The organism is Curtobacterium sp. MCLR17_044, assembly GCF_003234435.1.
GTDB lineage: Bacteria > Actinomycetota > Actinomycetes > Actinomycetales > Microbacteriaceae > Curtobacterium > Curtobacterium flaccumfaciens.
Map to the genome: position 1 here is coordinate 271,673 of NZ_QKTC01000001.1, position 14,550 is coordinate 286,222.

14 protein-coding genes are annotated in these 14,550 nt (G+C 70.2%); 9 read left to right on the plus strand and 5 right to left on the minus strand.

The genetic code is table 11. The annotated features are described in order from the left end of the window. Window positions 1-18: 18 nt before the first annotated feature. On the plus strand, window positions 19-1,704 hold the full coding sequence (locus tag DEJ04_RS01365; protein ID WP_111045839.1) for a bifunctional 3'-5' exonuclease/DNA polymerase: 1,686 nt from the start codon (window positions 19-21) through the stop codon (window positions 1,702-1,704). A 73-nt stretch (window positions 1,705-1,777) separates the two neighbouring features. Here DEJ04_RS01365 and DEJ04_RS01370 read toward each other — a convergent pair whose 3' ends face one another. Continuing rightward, window positions 1,778-2,323, minus strand: a complete 546-nt coding sequence (locus tag DEJ04_RS01370; protein ID WP_111023357.1) for a hypothetical protein — start codon at window positions 2,321-2,323, stop codon at window positions 1,778-1,780. 102 nt (window positions 2,324-2,425) lie between these two features. Here DEJ04_RS01370 and DEJ04_RS01375 point away from each other — a divergent pair, with 102 nt between their 5' ends. The 7 genes from DEJ04_RS01375 (at window position 2,426) to DEJ04_RS18135 (ending at window position 10,593) form a co-directional block, all read left to right on the plus strand. After that, window positions 2,426-3,244, plus strand: a complete 819-nt coding sequence (locus tag DEJ04_RS01375) for a phosphatase PAP2 family protein (protein ID WP_111028916.1) — start codon at window positions 2,426-2,428, stop codon at window positions 3,242-3,244. A gap of 120 nt (window positions 3,245-3,364) precedes the next feature. Continuing rightward, window positions 3,365-4,963 (plus strand): serine/threonine-protein kinase, encoded by a 1,599-nt coding sequence (locus DEJ04_RS01380; RefSeq protein WP_111045842.1) that lies wholly within the window; start codon window positions 3,365-3,367, stop codon window positions 4,961-4,963. A gap of 44 nt (window positions 4,964-5,007) precedes the next feature. Continuing rightward, complete coding sequence (locus DEJ04_RS01385; protein ID WP_258371273.1) at window positions 5,008-8,160, plus strand: GH92 family glycosyl hydrolase; 3,153 nt, start codon at window positions 5,008-5,010, stop codon at window positions 8,158-8,160. A gap of 34 nt (window positions 8,161-8,194) precedes the next feature. Continuing rightward, on the plus strand, window positions 8,195-8,425 hold the full coding sequence (locus tag DEJ04_RS01390) for a hypothetical protein (protein ID WP_017887929.1): 231 nt from the start codon (window positions 8,195-8,197) through the stop codon (window positions 8,423-8,425). A 64-nt stretch (window positions 8,426-8,489) separates the two neighbouring features. Next, window positions 8,490-8,696 (plus strand): hypothetical protein, encoded by a 207-nt coding sequence (locus DEJ04_RS01395; RefSeq protein WP_146248616.1) that lies wholly within the window; start codon window positions 8,490-8,492, stop codon window positions 8,694-8,696. Window positions 8,697-8,860: 164 nt separating this feature from the next. After that, window positions 8,861-9,928: a DUF262 domain-containing protein gene (locus tag DEJ04_RS01400; RefSeq protein ID WP_111045849.1), complete on the plus strand. Its 1,068-nt coding sequence runs from the start codon at window positions 8,861-8,863 to the stop codon at window positions 9,926-9,928. Next, window positions 9,925-10,593, plus strand: a complete 669-nt coding sequence (locus tag DEJ04_RS18135) for a hypothetical protein (protein WP_146248617.1) — start codon at window positions 9,925-9,927, stop codon at window positions 10,591-10,593. Before DEJ04_RS01400 ends, DEJ04_RS18135 begins: the two co-directional genes overlap by 4 nt. A gap of 93 nt (window positions 10,594-10,686) precedes the next feature. On the opposite strand, the gene DEJ04_RS01405 is transcribed toward DEJ04_RS18135, so the two are convergent. From DEJ04_RS01405 to DEJ04_RS01420, 4 genes are read right to left on the minus strand one after another with little or no spacing between them, the layout of a single operon-like run. Continuing rightward, the gene (locus DEJ04_RS01405) at window positions 10,687-11,232 is read right to left on the minus strand and encodes a GNAT family N-acetyltransferase (RefSeq protein WP_111045851.1); all 546 of its coding nucleotides are present in this window, start codon (window positions 11,230-11,232) and stop codon (window positions 10,687-10,689) included. A 37-nt stretch (window positions 11,233-11,269) separates the two neighbouring features. Beyond that, a complete protein-coding gene (locus DEJ04_RS01410; RefSeq protein WP_111045854.1) occupies window positions 11,270-12,208 on the minus strand; it encodes an aldo/keto reductase family oxidoreductase in 939 nt (312 codons plus the stop codon). Window positions 12,209-12,259: 51 nt separating this feature from the next. Beyond that, window positions 12,260-12,880, minus strand: a complete 621-nt coding sequence (locus DEJ04_RS01415; protein WP_111045856.1) for a hypothetical protein — start codon at window positions 12,878-12,880, stop codon at window positions 12,260-12,262. A gap of 55 nt (window positions 12,881-12,935) precedes the next feature. Then, on the minus strand, window positions 12,936-13,691 hold the full coding sequence (locus tag DEJ04_RS01420; protein ID WP_111045858.1) for an SDR family NAD(P)-dependent oxidoreductase: 756 nt from the start codon (window positions 13,689-13,691) through the stop codon (window positions 12,936-12,938). Window positions 13,692-13,725: 34 nt separating this feature from the next. On the opposite strand from DEJ04_RS01420, the gene DEJ04_RS01425 reads away from it, so the two are divergent. Then, window positions 13,726-14,538: a putative RNA methyltransferase gene (locus DEJ04_RS01425; protein ID WP_111045861.1), complete on the plus strand. Its 813-nt coding sequence runs from the start codon at window positions 13,726-13,728 to the stop codon at window positions 14,536-14,538. The last annotated feature ends 12 nt before the right edge of the window (window positions 14,539-14,550 follow it).

Here is a 14,550-nt window from a genome sequence, read left to right on the forward strand (position 1 = left end):
GCACGGCATGATCGTGTCGTGCACCTCGTCCTCCGCCGCGTCGACGGCGGCGTCCTCGCGACGCCCCTGACCGACGCGGGGACCGCCGGGGGCGAGCCGATCCGCCTGGACGAGCCGGGCCTCCCGGCCTTCGTCGCGGCCCACGACGCACCGGGCGTGCGCTGGGTGTGGGACGACACCGCGCGCTGGTACCCGGCCGTGCTCGCTGCAGGTGGGCGGGTCGGTCGCTGCGTCGACCTTCGCCTCGGTCGTCGTGTCCTGCGGGCCGCGCTCGCGGCACGGGGATCCGCGCTCGCCGCCGCCCCGGCAGATGCCCTGGACGCCCCGGTCGCGGAAGCCCGCGTGGTCCGGCCGACGCAGGCCCAGCTCTTCGACGACGCCCTGTTCACCGCCGCCGCGCCCGACGACGAGGTCGACCCGGTGGCGGAGTTCCGGGCGCAGCTCTCTGCGGTGGCGGAGTCGAGCGCTCCCGGTGCGCTCCGCCTGCTGCTCACCGCGGAGTCGGCCGGTGCGCTCGTGGCGGCCGAGATGCTGCACGCCGGGCTGCCGTGGCGTGCCGACGTGCACGAGCGGCTGCTCGAGGACGCCCTCGGGCCGCGCGTGCCCTACGGGGTGCGGCCGCGACGCCTCGAGGAGATCGCCGCCGTCGTGCGCGAGCGCCTCGACGACCCCGGTCTCAACCCGGACTCGCCCGCCGACGTCCTGAAGTCGCTGCGCCGTGCGGGCCTGATGGTCACGAGCACGCGGAAGTGGGAGCTGCAGGAGATCGAGCACCCCGTCATCGAGCCACTGCTCGAGTACAAGCGCCTGGCGCGACTGCTCACCGCCAACGGCTGGACCTGGCTCGACGACTGGATCCGCGACGGACGGTTCCACCCGAAGTACGTCGTCGGCGGTGTCGTCACCGGCCGTTGGGCGGCCGACGGCGGGGGAGCGATGCAGTTGCCGAAGGGCATCCGCGGGGCGGTCATCGCCGACCCCGGGTGGAAGCTCGTCGTGGCGGACGCCGCACAGCTGGAGCCCCGGGTGCTCGCCGCGATGTCCGGCGACCGGGCGATGGCCGCGGCCGGCGACGGGCGCGACCTGTACGACGGCGTGGTGGCCTCGGGTGCGGTCGAGACCCGGCAGCAGGCGAAGGTGGCGATGCTCGGTGCGATGTACGGGGCGACCCAGGGCGAGGGCGGTCGGCTCGTGCCGCGCCTGGTCCGGGCGTTCCCGCAGGCGCTCGACATGGTGGAACGGGCGGCCCGTGCGGGGGAGCGCGGCGAACCCGTGACGACGCTGCTCGGGCGGACGTCACCGGTGCCCGAGGACTCGTGGTTCGAGGCCCGGAACCAGGCCTACACGGTCGAGGGGACCCCGGCGATGCAGCGTGCGGTCGAGTCCCGCGCCCGGAGCTGGGGACGGTTCACCCGGAACTTCGTGGTGCAGGGGACCGCGGCCGAGTGGGCGCTCGCGTGGATGGGGTCCCTGCGCTCGCGGCTGATCGCGCGCTTCCCCGGAGCCGTGACGGACGGGCCGCACCTGGTGTTCTTCGTGCACGACGAGATCGTGGTGCACGCCCCGGCGGAGCACGCCGAGTGGGTGGCGCAGCAGATCCGGGAGGCCGCCGTCGATGCCGGACGGCTGTTGTTCCAGGACTTCCCGGTGACGTTCCCGCTGTCGGTCGGGGTGGTGGGGGCGTACTCAGAGGCGAAGGACTAGTCGGGCTGTCGCCGCAGCGCCTGGTCGGGTGCCGCGTGCTCGAGGACGGCACGGGGCACCCGAGCGGGCACGGTCAGTAGAGCTGGCCGCGGTTGATCTGTGTCGCGGTGTCGAGCGTCGCGACCGATCCGGGCCCCTGCTTCGGAGTGTGGTGCTGCTTGCCGCCGTACTTCCAGCCCCCGCGAGCCGTGTGACTCCCCATGTAGAACTTCCGCGAGAACGTGCCTCCGCTCGGGAACGTGTAGGTCCCGGCGGAGCCGTAGAAGCAGTTGTTCGTGTACGGCGTCGCGGCGGCTGCCCAGTACGCATCTCCGGACTTGCAGGTGTTCCGTACGGACACCTTCGCCTGTCGCTCAGCGGGAGGAACAGGTGCGACCGAGATGATCCTGCCGGTCTCCGCGTCGAGCCGAGTGCTGACCGAGTTCGTCGCGACGTAGTCGAGGAGCGCCGCATGGTTCGTGAACTTCGGGAGCCCTTGCACGGTGATGCCGTCGAGCCCGTAGGTCTCGACGGCACTCGCAGTCGACGCGTTCGCTGGTGCCGTGATGCCAACGCTGGCGACGGTTGCAAGGAGTACCCCGCCCGCGACGGTGATCCCTCGCCATTTCGTTGCTCGCATGTTGAACCTCCCTTTCGTGATGTCTGCAACGTAGCATTTCAGTTGCCCACCGCGAAGCGTTCGGCCGGGACGGCTCCCGGCGGCTTCGGGCAGGGTGGACGGATGCACACCGAACGCGGGGACGCCGCCGACCGCACCGTCGGCGAAGTCGACCTGACCCGTTGGCGCTCCCGTGCCGGCCGCAGCGTCGCCGGTGCGTGGACCGCGCTCGGCAAGCGCTTCGGTGCCATGCCCGTCCTGCTGCTGACCCTCGCCGTGGGTCTCGGCGTCGCCGTCCTCGCCACGTGGATCGCCTCCGAGGTCTACGACGCCGTGCGGGAAGCCGACGACGTCGCGGTGCTCGACCGACCCGTCCTCGACTGGGCGCTCACACTCCGATCACCCACGGCGGACACGCTCGTCACCTGGTGGACCGACATCGCGGGCACGATCGGGATGCCGATCGTCGCGCTCGGGTTCCTGGTCGGCTTCACGATCCAGCGCCGTGCGTGGACGCCACTGGTGCTCCTGGTCGCAGCGAGCGGTGGTTCGTTGCTCATGACGATCGCGGGCAAGGACCTCATCGGCCGTGCACGTCCGCCGCTGTCCGACGCGGTGCCGCCGTACGAGACGTCGCCGTCGTTCCCGTCGGGGCACACGCTCAACTCCACGGTGATCGTGGGCACCATCGTGTACCTCCTGCTCCTGCGGCAGTCGCGCGTCGTCACCCGGGTGTGGACGATCGTCGTGGGCACCCTGTTCGTGCTGTCGGTGGGGGCGTCGCGGGTGTTCCTCGGGCACCACTGGCTGACCGACGTGCTGGCGGCGTGGGCGCTCGGACTCGCCTGGCTCGCCCTCGTGATCACGGCGCACCGGTTGTACCTGACGGCGCTCCACCACGGTGCCGAGCCCGCGCCGGACGTCGACCGCATCACTTCGTGAGCAGAAGACGTCGGGTTGCTCGCCCGCACCCGACATCTTCTGCTCACGAAGTCGCCAGGCACCGCGCCGGGCGCCCCGAACGGCAGAGCGCCGTCAGCCGCGACCGGTAGGTTGCCGGGCATGGAAGAACGGGTCTTCGGCGGCAGGTACCGCGTCACGGGCACGCTCGGACACGGTGGCATGGCGTCCGTGTACCGGGCGGTCGACGAGCAACTCGGTCGCGAGGTCGCGGTCAAGGTGTTCCGCATCGGCCCCGTCGACCGCGGTGAGCGCGCCCGCGCCGAGGCGGAGATCCAGACGCTCGCGACGCTGCGCGCGCCCGAGCTCGTCACGCTCTACGACGCCGCTCTCGACGACGTCGACGGCGATTCGTACCTCGTCATGGAACTCGTGCCGGGCAGTGACCTGGCGACCCGTCTGCGCGAGGGTCCGCTCGACCCCGCGACCGCTGCCCGCCTGGGTGCGCAGGTCGCCGACGGCCTGGCCGCCGTGCACGCGCAGGGGATCGTCCACCGTGACGTGAAGCCCGCGAACGTCCTGCTCGAGAGCGACGGCCGGCACGTCAAGCTCGCCGACTTCGGGATCGCCCTGCTCCGTGACGCCTCACGCGTGACGGGGACGGGGACCGTGATGGGGACGGCGGCGTACCTGGCCCCGGAGCAGGTCCTGGCGAAGGAGATCACCGGCAAGGCCGACGTCTACTCCCTCGGGCTCGTGCTGCTCGAGTGCATGACCGGCCGCCAGCCGTTCCCGGGCAGCGCGGTCGAGTCGGCCACCGCCCGGCTCACCCGTTCGCCCGAGATCGACCGGCAGCTGCCCACGGCCTGGCGCACCCTGCTGCACGTGATGACCGCGCAGGACCCGGCGGAGCGACCGACGGCTGCCGAGGCGGCCGAGCGCCTGCGAGCGCTGGGCCGCGACGAGCCGACGAACGCCACGCAGCTGCTGCCCGGCACGCCCGGTGCGGTGACGTCCGCGGCCGCCGGTGCGGCTGGTGCCGCGGTCGGCGCCGGTGCCGCCGCAGCGGCGAACGCCGACGACCGGACGCAGGCGATGCCGGCGAGCGAACTGCCGAACGGCGGCGCGCGCCCGGGCGACGACGCCACCCGCGTCCTCGACACCCAGCGTCCGAACCCCGCCGACGACGTCTCGACGACCGTCCTCGGCGCCCAGGCAGCCGACCGCGGCGCATCGGGCCCGAGCGGTCCGACACCGCCACCGGTCACGCCCCGCCCGGTCCGGGGCGACCGGTCGGAGGACCAGCCGGAGAAGAAGAAGCGCGGACCGCTCATCGCCGCGATCATCGTGATCGCCCTGGTGCTCATCGGCATCGGGGTCGCGGTGTTCGCCCTGAACGGCGACGACGACGGCACTCCGACCCCGACGGACACCACGTCGACCGCGCCGACCGAGCAGCAGCCGTCCGAGGACCCGGGCGAGGAACAGCAGCCGAGCGAACCCGCCGAGCAGCAGCCCTCGCAGGAGCAGCAGCAGCCGTCGCAGCCCGCCGAGGAACCGAGCGAGCAGCCGAGCGAACCGACCGAGCCGGAGCAGCCCACGCAGGACCCGCCCGTCGGCCCGGAGCCGAGCACTCCGGCATCGAACCCGGTGCAGGAGCCGCAGGACGGCGCGGGCGCGGCCGACACCGGCGCGGTCGACACCACGTCGGACACCGCCCCCGGCAAGTCCGGCAGCGCCCCGGGACAGAACAAGGACTGACACGCCGGGTTTTCGTCCAGTCCCTGGAGCAATAGGCTCGCCCCGTGCGAGAACTGCAACGGAGCGGTGGTCCGACGACGGCCGTGGCCGCTCGGAACGGTGTCGGCTTCGGTTCGGCAGAGGCCTGGCTCGTCGAACGACCAGCGGGAGCGTCCGTGGCCGAGGCGATCGTCTCCGGCTTCACCGGACGCACCATCACCACCGGCGACGAGCTGTCCTGGGTCTGGTTCCCCGAGCGGACCCTGCCCGACGGGGCGTCGGAACCGACGGAAGCAGACCTGCCGCACTTCTGGGACGCCACGGCCTTCGCCGTCGACGTCGTCTTCACCGACGGCTCGCGGCTGCGTGACGACGCCGCGGTCCGCGACCAGTACGGCGACGCGGTCACCCCGGACGCGCAGGACGCGGCCCGCAAGCAGTGGGTGGACCAGTGGAACCGCCGCGCGGTCGACCTCACGCCGTTCGCGGGGCTGGTCGTCGACCGCCTGGAGGCCCGGCTCGGTTCCGACACGTCGGCTGCGGCCACCGACGGCGAACGTCCCGCACTGCGCGGTTGGCTCGACGCCGTCCGGATCGGTCCCGCGCGTCCGGCCCCGACGACCCCGCTCGGCCACGTCCGGACGACCCGTGGCACCCACGCGTCCTCCCGGTTCTCCCGCGGCAACAACGCCCCGCTCGTCGGCGTCCCGCACGGAGGCGTGTTCGGCCTGCCGATGACGGACGCCTCGAGCAACCGCTGGCCGTACGCGTACCAGGAGCACGACCGGCTCGACGACCAGGGGCGGCTCCGTCCGGCGATCCAGGCCTTCGCGACGAGTCACATCCCGTCGCCGTGGATGGGCGACCGCGGGGTGTTCCAGGTGATGCCCTCGCCACTCGACACCCCCGATGTCGACCGGTCCGCCCGCGCGCTCGGGTTCGACCACGAGGACGAGCAGGACGGCCCGCACCGCTACCGGGTCGCCCTCGAACACGGTGTGACGGCCGAGCTGACCGCGGGGGAGTTCGCCCTCGGGTTCCGGTTCACCGGCACCCGCAGCGTCGTGCTCGACCACCACGGCCGGGTGTCCGACGTCTCCGTGACGATCACCGACGGCACTGCCGTGGTCGAGGCGCTCCTGGACGACCGCCCCGGCACCCCGCCGCACCACGTGCACCTGCGAGTCGCGGGGGTCACCGCCGACCACACGACGGTCGGCGAGCACGAGCTGCGCGGCTGGCTGTCCGTGGGGCAGGCTGGGGGTACGGACGGCCCGGTCGACGTCCTGCTCGGCATCTCGACCGTCTCGATCGAGGACGCCCGCGCGAACCTCGACGACGCCGGCTCGTTCGACGCCATGTGCTCCCGTGCCGAGGCGCTGTGGACCGAGAAGCTCGCGACGCTGTCCTTCGACGGCGCGACCCCCGACCAGCTGACGAGTCTGTACTCCGGCCTGTACCGGCTGTTCCTCTACCCGAACCGCGCCGGGGAGACCGCCCTGACCGGCACCCCGCGGCACCGCTCCCCGTACGGCGACGTGCTGGCGGACCCGATCCGCGACGAGCCCGGGCCGGAGATCGTCGAAGGTCCGTTCACCACCACGAACGGCTTCTGGGACACCTACCGCACGGCCTGGCCGCTCCTCGGACTCCTGACCCCCGAGACCGCTGGCGAGCTCGCACAGGGCTTCGTCGAGCACCACCACGACGGCGGGTGGACGCCCCGCTGGAGTGCCCCCGGCGCCGAGGACTGCATGACCGGAACCACGAGCGACACCGTCTTCGCCGACCTCGCGGTGAAGGGCGTGCGCGGCTTCGACCTGGCCGAGGCGTACCGGAGCGCGGTGCGGAACGCGACCGTCCCGCCGCGTGACGAGCGCGTCGGACGCAAGGGGAGCCTCCCGGGCGCCTTCCGCGGCCACGTCGACACGGCGACCCACGAGGGGATGTCGTGGACCCTGGACGCGGCCATCAACGACTGGGGTCTGGCCGTCATGGCGGGCCTGCTCGCGTCACGGGCGCGGACGCCCGCCGACCTGTCCCGTTACGAGGCCGAGGCCGAGTGGTTCGCCCGCCGTTCCCTGCAGTACCGGCACGTCTTCGACTCCGAGCGCGGGTTCTTCATCGGCCGCGACCCGGACGGCTCGTGGCGGGTCGGCACCGAGTTCGACCCGCGCGACTGGGGCGACGACTACACGGAGACGAACGCGTGGGGCACCGCGTTCACGGCGCCGCACGACGGCGCCGGCGTCGTCGACCTGCACGGCGGGCCGGAGCGGTTCGATGCCGCTCTCGACGCGTTCTTCGCGACACCCGAGACCGGCGCCCTGGCGCGGTCCGGCTCGTACGGGTTCCCGATCCACGAGATGACCGAGGCCCGCGACGTCCGGATGGGCATGCTCGGGCTGTCGAACCAGCCGGCGCACCACATCCCCTTCTTCCCGATGTTCACCGGGCGCCACGACGACGCGCACCGCATCGTCCGCGAGTCGCTCGAGCGGCTGTTCGTCGGGTCGGACCTCGGCCAGGGCTACCCCGGCGACGAGGACAACGGTGAGATGAGCGCCTGGTACGTCTTCGCGACCATCGGCCTGTACCCGCTGGCCCCGTCGACCGGTACCTACGTGCTCGTGCCGCCGTCGGTCCGCAGGACGGTGCTGCGACAGCCGGGAGGATCGCCCACCGTCATCGAGATCGCCGCGGGCTCCGCAGGCGCGTACGTCGCGTCGGTGACGGTCGACGGCGCGCCCTGGACCTCGGTCACCATCCCGCACAGCGTGGTCGTGGCCGCGTCGCGGATCGAGTTCACCCTGTCCGACGAGCCGCAGGGCTGGGCGTCGGACACCCGCCCCGTCTCGGCCTCCGACGTGCACGGGTACCGGAACGCCCCGGTGGACGTCCTGCCCGTCGGGGTCTCGGCGCTCACCGACGACACCGGCCGCACCGTCACGGCGCTCGCCGCGGGGGAGTCCGTGTCCTTCGACGTGTCGTGCCCCGCCGCCTCGTTGTACACCGTGACGGTGGCATCGCCGGGGTCTTACTCGTGGCAGGTCGGCCTCGACGACGCCGTCACGGCGGTCGACGCTGCCGAGTTCTCGTGGGCCGGCCAGACCCGGGTGTTCCGGATCCTCGGCGGCGGTTCGTCGTTCACGTTCACCGCCGGCACCGACCTGACGCTGACGCAGCTCGAGCTCATCGCGGCCGACGGACAGCGTTGACCCGGCGTTCACCGAGCGGGAGCATGCTCGCCCCATGTCGATGAGCGCACCGTTCGATCCCGAACAGCAGGGCCGGTCCATCCCCGTGGACGGCAGTGACGAGTCCGAACTCGAGATGGAGGAGGACCGCGGCGCCGACGTCGGCGACGATTCCGCCGACCCGAGCGTCTCGCCCGTCAGTCACCACGACGAGGACGAGGCCGGCGGCGGCCCGGTGTTCCGACGTCCGCACGCCGGTGAGCGGCTCCACCCGGACGACCTCTGACCGTTCCGGGGGTCCTCCGGGCTTTCTTGGGCGATTGCCAAGCGGCTCGGGCATGCTCGTGCGCATGTCGATCGCGAACTCGTGGGACCCGTCCGGTGGCCGTGCAATCCCGGAGGACCAGGTCCGTCAGGACGGGCTCGAACTCGACGAGGACCCGGCGATGCTGGGGATCTCGTTCGACGTCGTGGGTGGCGCCTCGGCCGATCCCGCCGGGGTGTCCCCGGTCGACGTGAACGTGCCGACGCCGAGAGCTGCCGACTCCGCCGACTAGCACGGGACACCTGTTGACGAATGGGTCTCCCGATTTTGCACAGGCCATTGTTGTTGTGATCAGGGTGTTGCTAGAACGTGCTAGAGCAAATCGGATGCGTTGTCCCCGAAACAGGGGTAGAGCATGCTGTCGCTTTTGGCAACATCGTCGTATAGCCTTTGAGGATGGCCAGGACAGATCCCGCAGCACAGCGTAGTCAGCTAGCGGAACAGCGGCATAAGGTTGATTTCGATTCGTACGATGTCACCGTTGACGAACTTGTTCGTCGCGTCGGGCGTAATCGGATCGAAATTGCTCCCGCGTACCAGAGGCAGTTCCGATGGGACTTGCCGCGTCAGGCGAGACTGATTGAATCCTTGCTCCTCGGTATTCCCGTGCCATCTCTGTTCATGGCCACGAATGTCGACGAGGACCGCGGAACGACCTGGGAAGTCGTCGACGGTCTACAGCGACTTCTGACTCTCGTGAATTTTCTCGGTGATGAAGACGTGCGTAAGGCAGCCCGGCTGGAGGGTGGTCCGACTCGGCTGATCGGGCTAGAGAAGCTCACCGAACTCGAAGGGCAAGGAGCGGCGTCGCTCCCGACTGACATCCTCACAGGACTTCAGGACAGGCCAATCAAGGTCATTGTGCTCAACGACAAGAGTGACCTGAAAGTGCGGTTCGACCTGTTTGAGCGCCTCAATACAGGCGGGATCAAACTTACGGATCAAGAGGTTCGCGGATCTGTATTCATGGGTGAGTTCATTGACTTGCTTGAGGAACTGTCTACCCTTCCTTCTTTCCAACAAGTCGTGGTTCTACCGAAGGCACAGCAGCAAGATGCTTCGGCGCAAGAGTACGTCCTGCGTTTCTTCGCCTTCCTTGATCGATATAAGGACTTTGATCACTCGGTGAAAGACTTCCTTAATGACTATTGCGAGTTCGGGGCTGCGGCGCCGAACTTGGAGGAGCGCCGAAAGACATTTGTCGAAACCTTTGATTATCTTGCGCGATGTTTCCCGGGCGGCCTCAAAACGAGGAAGGGAACTACCCCCGTCAATCTCTTCGAGGGCGTGTCAGTAGGCGCCAGGCTGGCGCTAAACGCGGAACCTCGATTGAAGGTTCCGGGCGACCTCAGTTGGGTGCAAAGTGATGAGATGAAGGCCGTCACGACTGGGGCTACGAACAATCGTTCCCGTGTAACCGGCCGGATCGAACGCTCTCGCGACCACTTTCTATCTGGATCATGATTTCCCTCGACTCGCATAGAGCCGCGCTGAAGGATCGCGTCTCTGTCATCCGCAACATCATCGACGAGACTCATCCCACTCCTCCCGCTACGGGGCGGATTGCGCGAGAGGCACGTGGAATGGCAGTTGTTCTTCTTTTTGCTGCTTATGAGGAACTCCTAACTTCACTCAATCGATCGCTGTTGGAAGTAGCCGCTGGCTTGAGGGTTGGAAATCGTCGGCTTCAACCCGGGTTTCGAGCTTTCGCGTTACACAATGTTGCCTCGTCATTGAGTTCCGGGTCCCAGAAAAAGCTCTTCACCGCAGCTCTCCCTAATCTCGTCGAATTTGCTTCACGGGGAGAGCCTGGGCCGACCATCAACCCCGACGTATTCCCGAATGACGGGTCCTTTATGAGAAGGTCCCAGGTGACACTTTGGTGTTCTTTGTTCAGTGCCGGCGATCCGGCACCAATCCTTCGGAACATCTGGCAGCAAATCGACACCGTGGTCACTCAGCGTAACGGAATTGCCCATGGCCGTCTTACGCCACAGGAGGTGGGGCGGTCCTATTCGGAAGCCGAGATGAGGGCGCTCGTTGACGACTGGGACAGCGACTGGGCGCGCTTTCTCGACCATATCGAGCAACTTGCAGTAGCCAGGGATTTTTATCGGCTGCCCCGATGACAGGCCTGTATACGGCGCAAATCCCCGGGCCCCGCTATACCGCAGGAGCTCCCGGGGATCACTTCCGCACCCACCTCGATGGGGCGACTGGTCTCAGTGTGACATATCAGGCGGGATGGCGGAAGGGTCGGGGACCCGGTACTTGAACCCGACGTGCGAGCCGGTGAAGCCGAGGCGCTCGTAGAACCGGTGCGCATCGGTCCGTGCAGCGTCCGAGGTGAGCTGCACGAGCGGGGTCCCGAGGGCCGGTGCCGCCACGTCGGTCACCCAGCGCATCAGTGCGGTCCCGATGCCGCCGGAGCGCAGCGCACTGCTGACCCGCACCGCCTCGACGAGCAGTCGGGTGGCACCACGACGAGCCATCCCTGGGATCCGGGTGAGTTGCAGCGTCCCGACGAGCCGCCCGTCGGCGTCCTCGGCGACGAGCAGCGCGTTCGCCGGGTCGTCCACGATCGACCGGAGCGCCTCGGCGTACCGCGGTCGGTCTTCCCGCGCGGCGACGTCACCACGTGCAGCGCTGATCGGGTCGTCGGACAACAGTGCCATGAGCGCGTCGAGGTCCTCGTCCACCGCGTCCCGCAGCGTCACCTCGCCGGAGCGTGTGGTCAGGCGGACGGGCAGGGCGAGGTCGTGGAGCACGATCCCACCCTGCCCGACCTGACCGGGCGGTCCCGGTTCAGGGAACGGTGTGTCCGGCCGCGGTGAAGATCCGGTACCACTCTTCGCGCGACAGCTCGACGTCCGAGCCGGCTGCCGAGTCCCGCACGCGCTGCGGGTTCGTCGTGCCGAGGACGACCTGGAAGTGCGCGGGGTGGCGGGTGATCCACGCGACCGCGATGCCGGTCGGGGTGACACCGTGTGCGGCGGCGACCTCCTCGAGCACGTCGTTCAGCTCGGCGTACTGCTCACGGTCGCCCAGGAAGACGCCGTCGAAGAAGCCCTTCTGGAACGGCGACCAGGCCTGCAGCGTGATGTCGTTGATACGCGAGTAGTTGAGGATGTCGTTGTCGCGGTCGACCGACTGCTCGAGGCCACCCATGTTCGCGGTCAGACCCTGCGAGATCACGTTGGCGTGCGTGATGCTGAGCTGCACCTGATTGAACGCGAGCGGCTGGCGGACGTGCTTCTTGAGCAGGTCGACCTGGCCGGGGGTGTGGTTCGAGACGCCGAAGTGGTGCACCTTGCCGGCGGCGTGCAGCTCGTCGAAGGCCTTCGCGACCTCTTCCGGCTCGACCAGGGCGTCGGGGCGGTGCAGCAGCAGGACGTCGACGTACTCGGTCTGCAGCGCCTCGAGCGACTCGTGCACGGACTCGAGGATGTGCTCGTACGAGAAGTCGAAGTACGCGCCCTTCGGCGTCGGTCGGATGCCGACCTTGGTCTGCAGCACGATCTCGGCGCGTTCCGCGGGCGACAGCGTGACCGCCGCGCCGAACCGCTCCTCGCAGCCGTGCCACTCGCCGTAGACCGCGGCGTGGTCGAACATGTTCACGCCCGCGTCGCGCGAGGCGCTGTAGAGCGAACGGATGTCCTCGTCGCTCATGTCGTTGATCCGCATCAGTCCGACGACGACGTCGGAAGCGGTGAGGTCTGTCTGTGGCAACTCCAGTGTCTTCACGCCGTCGATCCTGCCAGCCGGTCCCCTGCACAGGCAGGCCCTGCCAGTACCTCAGGCGCGTTCGGGCAGCAGGACGGCGAGCACCTCGGAGCCGTCCGTCCACGTCCCGGTCAGCGTCTCGCCCTCGGGCAGGGCCGTACCGACGACCCGAGCGACGACGATCGTGCCGTGGTCGGTCGCGATCGACGTCAGGGCGTCCGCAGTGGTCGCTCGCACCGAGGTGACACTGGGGGAGTCGGGTGCGGAGCCGCTCCCGCTGGCCCAGGCGTCCTTGGGCCGCTGTCCGGCACCGTTGGCCAACTCGAGCTCCGCTTCGTGTCCGCCGGTGACGATCGCCCGGCGCAGGACATCAGCGTGGACGGGATCGCCCACGGCGTCGTACACCCACCGTCGCCCGAGCACGGAGTGGTCCATCTCGTTGACCAGGAACGCGTCGGCACCGGGCAGTGGTGCATCCCGGTAGGTCAGTGGCGCCTGCAGGACGCGGCCGTCGTCGGTGCGGACGAGGAGCACCTCGATGCCGACCTCCCCAGCGGGGTCGTCGAACCGGAACTGCCCGACGACCTGGAGCGGCGCTCCCGCGACGACGCCGCTCCACGCCTGGCGGGGGAGCCAGGTGGCGAGCGCCTCGGCCTTGGAGGGGCGGAGCGTTGCCTGCTCGATGACTGCCATGTCCTGACCGTACTGCCGCGCAGCACCGTGCCGTCGGCGTCGGCGTCGCTCGAGGTCAGTGGACGGAGAACCCGCCGTCCACCGCGATGGACTGCCCGGTGACGTAGGCCGACCCGGGTCCGGCGAGGAACACCGCCGCCGCGGCGAAGTCCGACGCGAGCCCGTTCCGCCCGACCAGCGTCCGTGCGGCGAGGGCCGCGACCGTCGCCGGGTCGGACCCGAGTCGCTCGTTGAGCGGGGTGCGCACGAAACCGGGGACGAGGACGTTGGAGGTGACCCCCTGCGCGGACCAGGCCTCTGCCTGGGACCGGGCCAGCGCCTCCAGACCGGCCTTGGAGACCCCGTACGCGCCGCTGGCGGCGAAGGGGCGGTGGGCCTGCTGCGAACTGATCGACACGATCCGCCCGTACCCACGGGCCGCCATGCTGGGTGCGAGCCGCTGCCCGAGCACGAACGGCGCGTCGAGGTTGACGGCCATCGTGGCGTCCCAGGTGGCCTCGTCGAGTTCCGGCATCGGCGGCCGCAGGTTGATCCCGGCGGAGTTCACCAGCACGTCGACGTCCCCGGCGGCGTCCGCGAGCGCGTGTGCGCCAGCGCGGGAGGAGAGGTCCGCGACGATGCCGTCAGCCGAGCGGCCCGCCTGGCGGATGCCGGCGACGGTGGCGTCGATGGTCGCGGACGTCCGGGCGGCGACGAGGACGTGGGCACCTGCGTCGGCGAGTGCGGTGGCGATCGCTCGGCCGATGCCGGAGCTGCCTCCCGTCACGAGTGCGGTGCGGCCGTCGAGGCCGAAGAGCTGCTGCAGCGACATCCGGTCAGGCTACCGAGGCCCGTACGCTGGGCCGGTGCGTGACGACCTGCTGCCGATGCTCGCCTGCCCCGTGTGCGCCGAGCCCCTCGGCCGCGTCGACGGCGGCCAGGTCGGCTGCCCGAACGGTCACCGGTTCGACGAGGCGAAGCAGGGCCACCTGACGCTCCTGCCCGCGAAGCGGCGCGCACTCACCGCGGACACCCCGGAGATGGTGGACGCGCGGCTGCGGTTCCTGGGGCGCGGCCACTACGCGCCCGTCGAGCGGGCGCTCGCCGCGATCGTCGCAGACGCCACCGCGCCCGGCATCGTGCTCGACGTCGGTTCGGGCCCAGGGACCTACCTGGCGCATGCGCTGCGCGCGGCGGACGGGAGGCTCGGGGTCGCGTTGGACTTGTCGGCCGTCGCGATCCGGCGTGCGGCACGCGCCCACGAGCGCGCGGGGGCCGTCGTCGGGGACGTGACCGAGCGCCTCCCGGTCGTCGACGGCGCTGCCGCCGTCCTGCTCGACGTCTTCGCACCCCGCAACCAGACCGAGTACGCCCGCGTCCTGCACGCCGACGGCGTGCTCGCGGTGGTGACCCCGCGGGCCGGCCACCTGGCGGAGCTCGCCGAGGCGACGATCAGCGTGGACCCGGAGAAGGAGCGCCGGCTGCACGACTCCCTGGCGCCGTCGTTCGCGCTGCGGTCCTCCGAGGACCTGACGTGGACCATGGAGTTGTCGGCGGAGGACGTCCACGACGTGGTGCACATGGGGCCGAGCCACCACCACGTCGCGGCGGACACGGTGTTCGAGCCGGCGACGGTGACGGCCGCGGTCACCGTGTCGACGTGGACGCCGACGCGCTGACCGCGACCCTCA

Excerpts from the sequence above, each read along its gene's own strand:
- DEJ04_RS18135 (WP_146248617.1), top strand. The coding sequence starts at position 9,925 with ATGATTTCCCTCGACTCGCATAGAGCCGCGCTGAAGGATCGCGTCTCT.
- DEJ04_RS01415 (WP_111045856.1), bottom strand. The coding sequence starts at position 12,880 with ATGGCAGTCATCGAGCAGGCAACGCTCCGCCCCTCCAAGGCCGAGGCG.
- DEJ04_RS01390 (WP_017887929.1), top strand. The coding sequence starts at position 8,195 with ATGTCGATGAGCGCACCGTTCGATCCCGAACAGCAGGGCCGGTCCATC.
- DEJ04_RS01380 (WP_111045842.1), top strand. The coding sequence starts at position 3,365 with ATGGAAGAACGGGTCTTCGGCGGCAGGTACCGCGTCACGGGCACGCTC.
- DEJ04_RS01420 (WP_111045858.1), bottom strand. The coding sequence starts at position 13,691 with ATGTCGCTGCAGCAGCTCTTCGGCCTCGACGGCCGCACCGCACTCGTG.
- DEJ04_RS01395 (WP_146248616.1), top strand. The coding sequence starts at position 8,490 with ATGTCGATCGCGAACTCGTGGGACCCGTCCGGTGGCCGTGCAATCCCG.
- DEJ04_RS01400 (WP_111045849.1), top strand. The coding sequence starts at position 8,861 with ATGGCCAGGACAGATCCCGCAGCACAGCGTAGTCAGCTAGCGGAACAG.
- DEJ04_RS01370 (WP_111023357.1), bottom strand. The coding sequence starts at position 2,323 with ATGCGAGCAACGAAATGGCGAGGGATCACCGTCGCGGGCGGGGTACTC.
- DEJ04_RS01375 (WP_111028916.1), top strand. The coding sequence starts at position 2,426 with ATGCACACCGAACGCGGGGACGCCGCCGACCGCACCGTCGGCGAAGTC.